Here is an 11,938-nt window from a genome sequence, read left to right as displayed (position 1 = left end):
ACAGGATACCTGATGGGCGAGTTTGAGCTGATCCGCAATTTCTTCGCCGCCGCGCCTTGTGCGCAGGGCGGCGAAGGCGTTGCCCTCGGGATTGGCGATGACTGCGCCTTGCTGGCTGTTCCCTCCGGGGAGCAGATGGCGATTTCTACCGATACGTTGGTGGCCGGCGTGCATTTCGCCGATCCCTGCGATCCGTTTCTGCTCGGTCAGCGCTCGCTGGCCGTGGCCGTCAGCGACCTGGCCGCCATGGGCGCCACCCCGATTGCCTTTACCCTTGCCCTGACCTTGCCGACGGTGACCGCCGATTGGCTGCAAGCCTATGCCCGTGGTTTGAACCAGATGGCGCAAAGCTGCGGCGTGGCGCTGGTGGGCGGTGACACGACCCGTGGGCCGCTGAGCCTGACCATGACCGTGTTCGGCCGCGTGCCGGCCGGTCAGGCGCTGACCCGCAGCGGTGCGCAACCGGGCGACCTGCTGTGTGTCGGCGGCAACCTGGGCAATGCCGCCGGTGCCTTGCCTTTGGTGCTCGGCCAGCGCACGGCCGAAGCGCGCATTGCCGAGCCGTTGCTGGCGCATTACTGGTCGCCGCAACCGCAGCTCGGTTTGGGGCAGGCGCTACGGGGCAAGGCGACTTCGGCGATGGATATCTCCGACGGCCTGCTCGCTGACTGCGGGCATATCGCGCTGGCGTCGAAGGTTGGTATCGAAGTCGAGCGGGATCGTTTGCCACTGTCCCAGAGCCTGGTCGACTTTCTCGGCCAATCGGACGCACAGGTTGCGGCCCTGAGCGGCGGCGACGACTACGTCCTGGCCTTCACCTTACCGTCCGTCGAGTTGCCGCTATTGCTGGCCGATGGCTGGCCGATCCATGTGATTGGTCAAGTGGTGACGGGGCAGGGCGTGAAGCTGCTGGACGCCGATGGCAAAGACATCACCCCGCAAACCCGGGGTTATCAACATTTTCGGGAGTCACCGTGACAGATCATCCCAAACAGGTCCCGGCGGAATTCGTACCGCCGTCGGTCTGGCGTAATCCATGGCATTTCCTGGCGTTCGGCTTTGGCTCGGGCACCTTGCCAAAGGCGCCCGGCACTTGGGGGTCGTTGGTTGCGCTGCCCTTTATTCCGTTGTGGCAGATGCTGCCCGACTGGGGTTACTGGCTGATGCTGGGCATCACCATGCTGTTCGGCTTCTGGCTGTGCGGCAAAGTGGCCGACGATTTGCGGGTACACGACCATGAAGGCATCGTCTGGGATGAAATGGTCGGGATGTGGATCACCCTGTGGCTGGTGCCGGAAGGCTGGCAGTGGTTGCTGGCGGGTTTCCTGATGTTCCGCTTCTTCGACATTCTCAAGCCATGGCCGATTCGCTGGATTGACCGGCACGTACATGGCGGCGTCGGCATCATGCTCGATGATGTCCTGGCCGGGGTGTTCGCCTGGTTGGCGATGCAGGGACTGGTGTGGTTTTTCGCCTGACCGGGGATTTCCAGGCGTTGATCATGAGAGCTGTTTATCGGGGGAAGCGGGGGATGACTGTACGCGGATTGATGGTGATGGCGTTCGCGATGTTTTGCTCTTTTGTCCAGGCGGGAGGAGGGGGTGCTACGCCGCCGTCGGTGATTCATCTGGCCAGCGAAGAGTGGGAAGGCTACACCGCCGCTGACGGTCATGGACTGGGTTGGGACGTGCTACGACAAGTGTTCGAGCCGGCGGGCGTCAAGGTCGACATCCGCACCGAGCCCTACGTACGCTCGCTGGGCCTGGCCGAACGTGGCGAGGTCGATGCCTGCGTCGGTTCCTATCGTGACGATTCTGAGGGTGTGCTCTATCCCCATTGGAACTTCGACACCGATCACATCTATGCCCTGGGCCTGGCCAGCAGTCCGGTACCCACCCCGCAAACCCTGGGCAATTATCGACTGGCCTGGGTTCGTGGCTACGACTACCAGGATTACTTGCCCAATGTGCGCCACTTCGACGAAGTGCAGCGGCGTACCGGCATCGAGTCGATGCTGATCCACAATCGTGCCGACTTTTACATCGATGCCCTGACCGAAGTCGATGACGTCATCAAGCGCGCCAAGGATCCGTCCCGACTGCGGCGCACCCATATCGCCGAGTTGCCGCTGTACCTGTGCTTTGCCAAAACCCCGAAGGCGCGCACGTTAATGGCCCTGTTCGACCAGCGCATGGAGCAACTGGTGAAAAGCGGCGAGTTGAAGCCGATTTTTGAACGCTGGAAACAGCCTTATCCGTTTGATTCGAACTGACACGGTTCTTACGGCTGACGATGTACCCATTGTGGGAGCGGGCTTGCTCGCGAAAGCGGTGTGTCATGCAGCAATGATGTCGACTGACACGACGCCTTCGCGAGCAAGCCCGCTCCCACATTGATTGTGGTGCGGCGTATATCAAACATTTTGATAGTTATCGCCGATAATTCAGCCTAAGCGTCCTCCGGAACCTGCTGTTACAATGCCGGCTCTGCGAATCTTCAGACTTTTAGATCAGGAGCACACCGGTGCCTGTCGTTTTTGTCGCCGCTTCCAAGCTGCCAACGCCTTTTGCGCAATTCACCATGCATGGCTTTCTCGATGAAGCCACCGGCCGCGAGCACGTTGTGCTGAGCCTGGGTGAATTCGACGATGGTGCCCCGGTACTCGGCCGGCTGCACTCCGAATGCCTGACGGGCGATGCCCTGTTCAGCCAGCGTTGCGACTGCGGCTCGCAACTGGAGGCCGCCTTGCAGGCCATCGCCCGCGAAGGTCGTGGCGTATTGCTCTACCTGCGTCAGGAAGGCCGGGGCATTGGTCTGCTGAACAAGATCCGCGCCTATGAGCTGCAGGACGGTGGCGCCGACACCGTTGAAGCCAACGAACGCCTGGGCTTTGCCGCCGACCAGCGTGACTACGCCATGTGCCTGCCGATGCTGGAGCACCTGGGCGTGAAGTCACTGCGCCTGATGACCAACAACCCGCGCAAGGTCAAAGCCTTGACCGACATGGGTATCGTGGTCGCCGAGCGCGTGCCGCTGCACACCGGCCACAACCCGCATAACCGACTCTACCTGGCGACCAAGGCCAGCAAGCTCGATCACATGATGGGCAATGAGCATCAGGGCGAGGTAGACCGGGCGTGACCCGCGGTCAGGTGCGGCGGCGACTGTCCGTCAGCTGGTGGCAATACCTGGCACTGGCCTTGTTGCCCCTGTTTGTGATCAACGCGGTGTTCGGCCAGAGCGAAGCCATTCTGCCGGTGCTGGCGATGCCGTTGTTCATCGCCGGAGTTGCTTCGATGTTTGTCAGCCTGAAGTTTTTCGGCGCCTACAAACACGCACTGATCGCCACCCAGAAAGCCCTCGATACCCCTGAAGAACCTGCTGCCTGGATCAGTCTGGCGGCCAAGCGGCGCACGGCATTCCTGGCTGCCGGGCTGCCGGCCTGGATCGCTGCCCTGGCGGTGTTCGTCGGTCTCGAAGCCGTGCCGCTGATGCTGCTGGCACTGTCGACCGCCGTGTTGTTCTACCTCTACCGTATTCCGCGTCAACTCGGTTGATGCGCGCGCTTTGGCTGGCGGTGTTGCTGCTGGCCGCCAGTGGCTCGGCCGTCGCGGTCGAACGGGTTGTCAGCCTCGCACCGTCGCTCTCTGAAATCGTCGTTGAACTGGGCTCCGCCGACCTCCTGGTCGGTGTGCTGGACGCCGGTGAGCGACCTGCCGAACTCAAGGACCTGCCCTCCGTTGGCCGCTATGGCCAGCTGGACATGGAGCGCTTGCTCAGCCTGAAGCCCGATCTGTTGCTGCTATGGCCCGGTAGTGTCGGCCCGGCCCAGCGTGACCAGCTCAAGCGATTGAATATTCCCACCTACGTCGCCGAACCCCGCAGCCTGGACCAGCTCACGGTGCAGATCGAAGCCATTGCTGCTGAGCTCGATCGGCCTGAACGCGGAATTTCATTGGCCAGCGATCTACGCCAGCGGCTGGATGAGTTGCGCCAGCGCTATCGCCGGGACAAGCCGTTACGAGTCTTCTATCAGGTCTGGGATCGGCCGCTGTATACGGTTGGCGGCGAGCAGATCATCAGCGATGCGCTGGAGGCCTGCGGTGCGCAAAACGTGTTTGCCGACCTGAAACTGCCGGCACCGCAAGTCAGTGTGGAGGCGGTGTTGCAGCGTAATCCCGAGGTGATTCTGGCCAGCGATCAGGCGCAGCTCGATGCGTGGAAAGCCTGGCCACAGGTGGCGGCGGTGGCACAAGGGCAATTGCGTTTGGTGACGGACAAGGGCCTTGAGCGGCCGAGTGGGCAGATGATCGAGGCGACCGCCAAGCTTTGTCATTTGATTGCGTCAGACCGCTGAGACCGAGGTGCTTTCATCGCGAGCAAGCTCGCTCCCACAGGGATCCGGTTTGATCGAAAAACCAAAACCTGTGGGAGCGAGCTTGCTCGCGATGAGGCCGGTCCACACACCTCTTATTTTTGATCAGATCTCTGGTGTCCAGGTCACCCCAAACATCCACGCCCGACCTTCCTCGCGATACCCATACTGGCTACCTTGGTAGCTGTACAGCGCCCGGCTGTAACCCTTGTCCAGCAGGTTGTCGACCTTCAGTTCCAGCTTGATTTCACGATTGAGCTCCCAGCTGCCGCGCAGTCCCAATAAGGCATAGCCGCCAAGGGGTTGTTGATTGTTCAAGTCGTCATAGCTGCTGCTGACCGCTTGCCAGCTGGCGCCGAGGCCCAGGCGATCGAACTGTCGGTCCAGGTCCAGGCTCAAGGTGCGCCGCGCACGACGGGCCAGGGTGTGGCCCGTATCACGGTCGCGTGGGTCGATGATCGCCACGCCAAGGTTGCTCTGCCAGCCGAACAGTTCCTGCTTCAGCGCTGCTTCGAAGCCGTTGATCCGTGCCGAGGCAACGTTTTCAGGGCGTGAGTTGCTGCCGAAAATAATCGCGTCTTCAAGGTCGGTGCGATACAGCGACGTCTCCAGGCGACTGCTCTCGGTCAATTGGCTGCGCCATTGCAGCTCATAGCTCTTGGATGTTTCGGGTTTCAAATCCGGGTTGCTGAAATCCGGGTAATACAGATCGTTGAACGTCGGCGCGCGGAAGCCTTCGCTATAGGTCAGCAGCACTTCGTTGTCCGGGTTCAGCGGCAGGGTGAAGGTGCCGCTCCAGGTGTTCTGGCTGCCGAACTGCTGGTTATCGTCGTGACGCAGACCCAACTCCGTGGAGAAGCTGTCGGCCTGAAAGCGATGCTGGATAAACGCGGCGCGGTTCCAGCGGCTGTCTTCGTCGAACGCTGTGGTGCTGTTGATTCGGTCTTCGTACCAGTCGCCGCCCAGCATCAGGCTATTGCGCTCGTTGAGCGTCAGGTCGTTCTGCCAGTTAACCGAGTCGCGGTAGGTGTTGAAAATGCTGCGTTCGTCACTGAGCTTGTCGAGGGTTTTCTCGCGGTTTTCGCTGTGGCCGAATTCAACACGGGTTTTCCATACTTCATTGATTCGCGCGTCAATGTAACTGCTGACACTGCTCACATCGAATTCGTTGTAGGGCTGCTGTTGAACTGAATCGAACGGACTATCAAACTCGCTCTTGCCACGGTTATCCAGCAGGTTGGCGCCGATTTCGATATCTTCCGTCAGGGCGTGACTCAGGCTCAGGCTGAGGGATTTGTTGCGGTAGGCGTCGTGATCGCCATCACTGGGATACGACTCGTGGGTGCGATTGATCCCGGCGGTTTCGTCGAGGCTGGCGCCGAGGTTGAAGCGGGTTCGCTCATCACCACCGGACAGGCCAAGGCTGCGCTCCCAGGTCTGATTACTGCCAAAACCGGTGTGCATGCGCGGTTGCAGGCCTTGTTCACCGCCGCGGCGGGTGAAGATCTGGATCACCCCGCCAATCGCATCGCTGCCGTAAATCACCGAGCGGGAGCCGCGCAGCACCTCCACGCGCTCGACCTGTTCGATATTGATGTGTTGCAGGTTGCTGTCGCCGGAGGTCGAACTGCCGATGCGTTGGCCATCCACCAGCACCAGGCTCTGGGCCGACTGGGTGCCGCGGATGTAGACCCCCGGAATGCTGCCGCGCCCGCCGGACTGCGAGATTTGCACACCCGGTACCCGACGCAACAGGTCAGTGACGCTATCGGGTTGCAGGCGATCGATGTCGTCGCGGGTGAACACGGTGTTGGCGGCGCTGCTGTCATTGCGCGCTTCGACCTGGCGGTTGGCGCTGATCAACACGTCGGGCAGCTTCAGGGCCTGGTCGCGTTCGAAGGTGTCGGCCAGGGCGTAGGCGGTGGGCAGCAGAAAAAGAGGCAGGGCGAGGCGGGAAAACTTCATGGGTAGTCCGATGGTGTTTCGTGGAGCACACAAATCAAATGTGGGAGCGGGCTTGCTCGCGAAGGCGGTGTGTCAGTCAACCTCTCAGTTGAATGATCCGACGCTTTCGCGAGCAAGCCCGCTCCCACAGGGTGTTGCATGTATCCAGGGATTTAGCTGTTCAGCAGTTGCAGGCGCTCGCGGATCGAAGCCTCGATCCCGGCTTCATCCAACCCACACTCAGCCAGCATTTGCGCAGGCTTGGCGTGTTCGACGTAAATGTCCGGCAAGCCCAGGTGCAGCATCGACTTGAGGATGTTTTCGCGGGCGAGGAATTCGCTGACCGCGCCACCGGCGCCGCCCATGATCGCGTTTTCTTCGACAGTGACCAGTAGCTCGTGGCTGCCAGCGATTTCGCGAACCAGTTCTTCATCCAGCGGTTTGACGAAACGCATGTCGACCACGGTTGCGTCCAGCGTCTCGGCGACTTTCAGGGCTTCGGCCAGTTGCACGCCGAACACCAGTAGGGCGACTTTGCTGCCCTGGCGGCGGACTACGCCCTTGCCGATCTCGATCGGTTCGAGGTCTTTCTCGATGGTCGCGTTCGGGCCGTTGCCGCGTGGGTAACGCACCGCTGCCGGGCCTTCGTACAGGTGGCCGGTGGTGAGCATCTTGCGCAGCTCGTTTTCATCGCTCGGGGTCATCACCAGCATGCCGGGGATGCAGCGCAGGAACGACAAATCGAAGCTGCCGGCGTGGGTTGGGCCGTCTTCGCCGACCAGGCCTGCGCGGTCGATGGCGAACAGCACGTCGAGGTTCTGCACAGCGACGTCATGCACCAACTGGTCGTAGCCGCGTTGCAGGAAGGTCGAGTAGATGGCCACCACGGGTTTGGCGCCTTCGCAGGCCATGCCGGCCGCGAGAGTGACGGCGTGCTGCTCGGCAATGGCGACGTCGAAGTAGCGCAGCGGGAAGCGTTCGCTGAAAGCGACCAGGTCCGAGCCTTCCTTCATCGCCGGGGTAATCCCGACCAGACGCGGATCGGCCGCCGCCATGTCGCACAGCCACTCGCCGAACACACCGGAGTACTTGGGCCCGCTGCTGGCCTTTTTCGGCGCGGCGGCCGGGGCGTCCAGCGGTTCGAGTTTGGTGATGGCGTGGTAACCGATCGGGTCGACTTCCGCCGGGGCGAAGCCTTTGCCTTTCTTGGTGACGACGTGCAGGAACTGCGGGCCTTTCAGATCGCGCATGTTGCGCAGGGTAGCGATCAGGGTCGGCAGGTCGTGGCCATCGATGGGGCCGATGTAGTTCCAGCCCAGTTCTTCGAACAGCGTGCCGGGAACCAGCATGCCTTTGGCATATTCTTCGGTCCGACGGGCGATTTCCCAGGCACCGGGCAGGCGCGACAGCACTTTCTTGCTGCCTTCGCGCATGCTCGCGTAGGTGCGGCTGGAAAGGATCTTCGCCAGGTAGTTCGACAAGCCACCGACGTTGCGCGAGATCGACATGTCGTTGTCATTGAGAATCACCAGCATGTTGGCGTTCACTTCCGGCGCATGGTTCAGCGCCTCGAACGCCATGCCCGCGGTCAACGCGCCGTCGCCGATCACCGCGATCGCCTTGCGCTCGCTGTTTTGCAGGCGGGCGGCAATCGCCATGCCCAGCGCGGCACTGATCGAGGTGCTGGAGTGACCGACGCCAAAGGTGTCGTACTCGCTCTCGGAACGACGCGGGAAGGCGGCGACGCCGTCTTTCTGGCGCAGGGTGCTCATGCGCTCGCGACGACCGGTGAGGATCTTGTGCGGATAAGCCTGATGACCCACGTCCCACACCAGCCGGTCGTCCGGGGTATCGAAGACGTAATGCAGCGCGATGGTCAGCTCGATCACGCCCAGGCCGGCACCGAAATGCCCACCGGTCTGGCCGACCGTGTAGAGCAATTCCAGGCGCAACTCATCGGCCAGGGTTTCCAGCTCGGCTTCGCCTAACCGGCGCAGGCCGTCCGGCGTGTTCGCGCGATCGAGCAGGGGCGTGGTCGGGCGCTTGCGGGGAATCTCATGAAACGTCGTGGGCATCAGGCGAATCGTTATAGGTATAAAAGATGCGGCAGTTTACCTGATGCATCGTCCCCTGCCCACGCGTTGGTCTTTTTTGACGGATTTGCCGTCAGCTGCGGCGATCGACGATATACCGGGCCAGATCACGCAACGGCTCGGCCGCCGCGTCAAACGGTCGCAGGGCGTGCAGGGCCTGGTCGCGCAGCTCCAGGGCATAGGCCTTGGCGGCGTCGAGGCCGAGCAGGGCGGGGTAGGTCGGTTTGTCCCGGGCAATGTCGGCGCCCTGGCGTTTGCCGAGGGTTTCGGTATCGCTTTCGACGTCGAGAATGTCGTCTTGCACCTGGAATGCCAGACCGATGGCCTGTGCATAAGTCTGCAGGGACTTGAGTTCGTCTTTCTCGGCACGGCCGCTGGCCAGGGCGCCGAGTTTGACGCTGGCCTCGATCAGCGCGCCGGTCTTGTGCCGGTGCATGTACTCCAGGGCTTTCTGGTCGAGCTTCAGACCGACCGAGCCGAGGTCGATCGCCTGACCACCAACCATGCCCGCCGGGCCTGCCGCCAACGCCAGGGCACTGACCATTTGCAGGCGGATTTCGGCGTCCGACGCGCTCAGGCGTGGATCGAGCAGGGCGCTGAAGGCCAGGCTCTGCAAGCCGTCGCCGGCGAGGATCGCGCAGGCTTCATCGAATTTCTTGTGGGTGGTTGGTTGGCCGCGGCGCAGATCGTCATCGTCCATCGCCGGCAAATCGTCATGCACCAGCGAGTAAGCGTGGATCAATTCCACCGCACAGGCCGCACCGTTGGCTTGCTCGGCCTTGCCGCCCAATGCTTCGCACGCGGCGTAGGCCAGCAGTGGACGCACGCGTTTGCCGCCATTCATCACGCTGTAGCGCATGGCTTCGTACAGCCGCGCCAGCTCGGGGCTTGGTGCGGTGAACAGGGTTTCCAGCGCTGTGTTGACGCGGGCCTGGCTGGAGGCCGAGTACGCTGCAATCATTCTGGCTGATCCGCGTCGAAGGGTTCCTCGGCCAACTCGCCATCACGCTCGAGCAGCACCTGAACCTTTTGCTCGGCCTGGGCCAGCGCCGCCTGGCAATCGCGTGTAAGACCGATGCCCTGCTCGAAAGCGGCCAGCGAGTCCTCCAGCGACAATTCGCCATTCTCCAGGCGCTCCACCAGCGTTTGCAGGTCGGCGAGGGATTGTTCGAAATCCAGTGCAGCTTTTTTGCGGGCCATGGCGGCGATTTCCGGTTGACGTTAAACCGGCGCGACACTAGCAGATAGGGGGTTTATGGGCAAATGAGCGAGGTGTTTGGTGCAAGGGTTTCAGCGCTCAGGAGGCGCCTGGTCGGGATATTTGATCTGGTAGCGAGTACTGCGCCCGCCACCCGGCAGGCGTTGCAGGCATTCCTTATCCAGCAGTTCGGCCAGATGCCGGGTCGCGGTCGCTTTGGAGACTTTCGCAACGGCTTGATACTGCGCCGCACTGATCCCGCCTTCGAATCCTCGTTCCCCTCCGTCCAGCAAACGATTCAGTACTCTGGTCTGCTCGGTCGACAGCTCGGACTCCCGGTGCGCCTGCCAGAAGCGCGCTTTGCCCAGCACGGATTCGATCCGTGCCATGGCCTGCTGCAGGCTGCGCAATAGAGTTTGCAGGAACCATTCGAGCCAAACCGTAATGTCCGTGTTGGATTTCTGGCAGGTTTCCAGCGCCCGGTAATAGCCAGAACGATCCTCGAGAATACTCGCCGACATGGCATAAAAACGGATCGCCTGAGCTTCGCCTTGAGCCAATGCAAGGTCGGTGATCGTCCTGGTCAGGCGACCGTTGCCGTCGTCAAACGGGTGGAGTGTGACAAACCAGAAGTGTGCGATGCCAGCTCGAAGCAAAGGGTCGAGCCCGGACAGATTTCGGCTGGTTTCAAACCATTCGAGGAAGGCATCGAGTTGGCGCTCAAGGCCCAAGCGAGGCGGTGCTTCGAAGTGCACCGTCGGTCTATCGAGACGACCGGAAACCACTTGCATTGGATCATCGCCGCGCAAAGCACCTACACGAATGCTTTGCGCGGCCAAGCCGATTTCCTGTTCTGGAAACAGCCACTCATGCCAATCCAGCAATCGTTCAAGTGTCAGCGGCTCGGCGAAATGCTGGGTAGCATCGAGTATTAATTGCGCGAGCCCTTCACTGCGCTTGCTGATGTTGTCGCCATCATTGAGCTCCAACCCCAATCGCCGCGCCAATGAAGAACGAACTGAACCGACATTCAGCTGTTCTCCTTCAATGGCCGATGAGGTGACGATGTTTTGCAACAGTGCATCCAGCTCACTTTGCGCGCTCAGCGAACTGCCCACGGAACTGGCCATGCCCATTAGCCGACCTTGTGCTTGAACGCACTCACGTAACATGGGCGCCAGTCGTTCGGCATTCCAGGTGAACCCCGGCCAATCAGGCTGCTGCCATATCCATTGAGGTGTCATGAACTTGATGCTCTAAGTAGGGGTGAGCCGATTAGATGGGCTATTCGGCTCACATAATGAGCCGAATATGGCGCGTATTCGGCTCACCGTCCACCCGTTACCGTGATTCCCGCCGCAATTTCGGTGCCATCCGATTGTTAAAAAACACCCGAATGGCTAACCTTCGAGCCCTATACGACCCGCCATTCACGGGTCTTTCAGACGAAACGCAGCATCCACATCTGTAACGCGCTCAGGATCAGGCGCATGGTTTCGTCATGCATGGCAGGAGGCGTCGCATGCGCTCATTACTTTTGCTGCTGATCGGGTTGGCTATCGTGCCCGTGATTCTGGCCGCGCCGGATGCCGCGTTGTCGGAACCGGTGGGCGGCTGGCGTTACAACGGTTTGCTGGACCGTAGCGAAAACCCGCAAGTCGCCTATCCCACGCCGCCGATCGACCGGGGTGTGCAGCGCAATCGCACGATGATCGAAGGCCAACTGAAGGCCCTGGGCACCCAGCGCGGGCCGCACACCTTGGCGGTCAACGGCAATCCGCTGAATCTCTATACCGACGAACAAGGGCGTTTCGCCCGACCCTATGCGTTTGGCGCCGGTTCCAACAGCGTCGAAGTGCGCAGCGCCGAAGGCCAGTCTCTCAAGCGTGTTCAATTCTATGAAGCCAACAACCTGCGCACCCCGGCGCGGATTCGCGTGGTGCTGGGTTGGGACGATCCGAAAGCCGAACTCGACCTGCATATTGTCACGCCTGATGGTCAGCATGCCTTCTGGGCGCATTCGGCCTTGACCAATGGCGGCGGCCTCGACCCCGACGGCGTCGATGGCCCGGGTCCGGAAATGTTCACCATGACCGCACCGCTGCGTGGCACCTATCTGGTTTACGTGAACTATTGGGGCAACTTCGGCAGCGGCGGCTATAACTTCGATGAGACCAGCAACCAGAACGAGGTGATTACCTCGCAGATCAACCTGGTGCTCAACGAAAACACCGTCGATGAAAAACGCGAGACGTTCATCGTGCCCCTGCGCGCAATCGGCGACCTGCTGCTGGTCAAGACTTTCAACTACTAAGCATCCCCGCTCCA

At 61.2% G+C, this 11,938-nt stretch carries 12 protein-coding genes and 1 pseudogene; 7 read left to right on the top strand and 6 right to left on the bottom strand.

All coding sequences use genetic code 11. From position 1 onward, the window contains the following. The first annotated feature begins 12 nt into the window (after window positions 1-12). Genes thiL through PspS34_RS24845 form a run of 3 tightly spaced genes read left to right on the top strand, consistent with a single transcriptional unit; the run spans window position 13 to window position 2,272 of the window. Window positions 13-978 (top strand): thiamine-phosphate kinase, encoded by a 966-nt coding sequence (thiL, locus tag PspS34_RS24855; protein WP_154862096.1) that lies wholly within the window; start codon window positions 13-15, stop codon window positions 976-978. Then, window positions 975-1,478, top strand: a complete 504-nt coding sequence (locus PspS34_RS24850) for a phosphatidylglycerophosphatase A (RefSeq protein WP_007970166.1) — start codon at window positions 975-977, stop codon at window positions 1,476-1,478. The genes thiL and PspS34_RS24850 overlap by 4 nt, the downstream gene beginning before the upstream one ends. Window positions 1,479-1,531: 53 nt before the next feature. Further along, on the top strand, window positions 1,532-2,272 hold the full coding sequence (locus PspS34_RS24845; RefSeq protein WP_154862097.1) for a transporter substrate-binding domain-containing protein: 741 nt from the start codon (window positions 1,532-1,534) through the stop codon (window positions 2,270-2,272). A 29-nt stretch (window positions 2,273-2,301) separates the two neighbouring features. Here the strand turns inward: PspS34_RS24845 and PspS34_RS28740 are convergent. Beyond that, window positions 2,302-2,421 (bottom strand): annotated as a pseudogene (locus PspS34_RS28740) (metal ABC transporter ATP-binding protein); the annotation flags it as partial. Window positions 2,422-2,523: 102 nt separating this feature from the next. On the opposite strand from PspS34_RS28740, the gene ribA reads away from it, so the two are divergent. From ribA to PspS34_RS24830, 3 genes are read left to right on the top strand one after another with little or no spacing between them, the layout of a single operon-like run. Then, a complete protein-coding gene (ribA, locus tag PspS34_RS24840; RefSeq protein WP_008053837.1) occupies window positions 2,524-3,141 on the top strand; it encodes a GTP cyclohydrolase II in 618 nt (205 codons plus the stop codon). Further along, window positions 3,138-3,557 (top strand): MFS transporter, encoded by a 420-nt coding sequence (locus PspS34_RS24835; protein ID WP_154862098.1) that lies wholly within the window; start codon window positions 3,138-3,140, stop codon window positions 3,555-3,557. The genes ribA and PspS34_RS24835 overlap by 4 nt, the downstream gene beginning before the upstream one ends. After that, window positions 3,557-4,357, top strand: a complete 801-nt coding sequence (locus tag PspS34_RS24830; protein WP_154862099.1) for a cobalamin-binding protein — start codon at window positions 3,557-3,559, stop codon at window positions 4,355-4,357. The genes PspS34_RS24835 and PspS34_RS24830 overlap by 1 nt, the downstream gene beginning before the upstream one ends. 123 nt (window positions 4,358-4,480) lie before the next feature. Here the strand turns inward: PspS34_RS24830 and PspS34_RS24825 are convergent, their stop codons facing one another. The 5 genes from PspS34_RS24825 to PspS34_RS24805 form a co-directional block, all read right to left on the bottom strand. After that, the gene (locus tag PspS34_RS24825) at window positions 4,481-6,340 is read right to left on the bottom strand and encodes a TonB-dependent receptor (protein WP_154862100.1); all 1,860 of its coding nucleotides are present in this window, start codon (window positions 6,338-6,340) and stop codon (window positions 4,481-4,483) included. 152 nt (window positions 6,341-6,492) lie between these two features. Beyond that, window positions 6,493-8,394 carry a 1-deoxy-D-xylulose-5-phosphate synthase gene (gene dxs / locus PspS34_RS24820; protein WP_154862101.1) on the bottom strand — a complete coding sequence of 634 codons (1,902 nt, stop codon included), beginning with the start codon at window positions 8,392-8,394 and terminating at the stop codon, window positions 6,493-6,495. Window positions 8,395-8,485: 91 nt separating this feature from the next. Then, the gene (gene ispA, locus PspS34_RS24815) at window positions 8,486-9,373 is read right to left on the bottom strand and encodes a (2E,6E)-farnesyl diphosphate synthase (RefSeq protein ID WP_154862102.1); all 888 of its coding nucleotides are present in this window, start codon (window positions 9,371-9,373) and stop codon (window positions 8,486-8,488) included. Continuing rightward, the gene (locus tag PspS34_RS24810; RefSeq protein ID WP_007970180.1) at window positions 9,370-9,612 is read right to left on the bottom strand and encodes an exodeoxyribonuclease VII small subunit; all 243 of its coding nucleotides are present in this window, start codon (window positions 9,610-9,612) and stop codon (window positions 9,370-9,372) included. Before PspS34_RS24810 ends, ispA begins: the two co-directional genes overlap by 4 nt. Before the next feature lie 90 nt (window positions 9,613-9,702). Beyond that, window positions 9,703-10,854: a Fic family protein gene (locus PspS34_RS24805; protein WP_154862103.1), complete on the bottom strand. Its 1,152-nt coding sequence runs from the start codon at window positions 10,852-10,854 to the stop codon at window positions 9,703-9,705. A 278-nt stretch (window positions 10,855-11,132) separates the two neighbouring features. Here PspS34_RS24805 and PspS34_RS24800 point away from each other — a divergent pair, with 278 nt between their 5' ends. Next, the gene (locus PspS34_RS24800) at window positions 11,133-11,924 is read left to right on the top strand and encodes a DUF2135 domain-containing protein (protein WP_150813885.1); all 792 of its coding nucleotides are present in this window, start codon (window positions 11,133-11,135) and stop codon (window positions 11,922-11,924) included. Window positions 11,925-11,938 lie beyond the last annotated feature (14 nt).

It is taken from the genome of Pseudomonas sp. S34, assembly GCF_009866745.1.
GTDB lineage: Bacteria > Pseudomonadota > Gammaproteobacteria > Pseudomonadales > Pseudomonadaceae > Aquipseudomonas > Aquipseudomonas jessenii.
Note: the sequence above shows the minus strand (reverse complement) of the source record. Positions and strands in the feature narration are given on the sequence as shown.

Bases quoted from the DNA above. Each gene is read 5' to 3' on its own strand.
- ispA (WP_154862102.1), bottom strand. From the start codon at position 9,373: ATGATTGCAGCGTACTCGGCCTCCAGCCAGGCCCGCGTCAACACAGCG.
- PspS34_RS24810 (WP_007970180.1), bottom strand. From the start codon at position 9,612: ATGGCCCGCAAAAAAGCTGCACTGGATTTCGAACAATCCCTCGCCGAC.
- PspS34_RS24845 (WP_154862097.1), top strand. From the start codon at position 1,532: ATGACTGTACGCGGATTGATGGTGATGGCGTTCGCGATGTTTTGCTCT.
- thiL (WP_154862096.1), top strand. From the start codon at position 13: ATGGGCGAGTTTGAGCTGATCCGCAATTTCTTCGCCGCCGCGCCTTGT.
- dxs (WP_154862101.1), bottom strand. From the start codon at position 8,394: ATGCCCACGACGTTTCATGAGATTCCCCGCAAGCGCCCGACCACGCCC.
- PspS34_RS24805 (WP_154862103.1), bottom strand. From the start codon at position 10,854: ATGACACCTCAATGGATATGGCAGCAGCCTGATTGGCCGGGGTTCACC.
- PspS34_RS24830 (WP_154862099.1), top strand. From the start codon at position 3,557: ATGCGCGCGCTTTGGCTGGCGGTGTTGCTGCTGGCCGCCAGTGGCTCG.
- PspS34_RS24800 (WP_150813885.1), top strand. From the start codon at position 11,133: ATGCGCTCATTACTTTTGCTGCTGATCGGGTTGGCTATCGTGCCCGTG.
- PspS34_RS24825 (WP_154862100.1), bottom strand. From the start codon at position 6,340: ATGAAGTTTTCCCGCCTCGCCCTGCCTCTTTTTCTGCTGCCCACCGCC.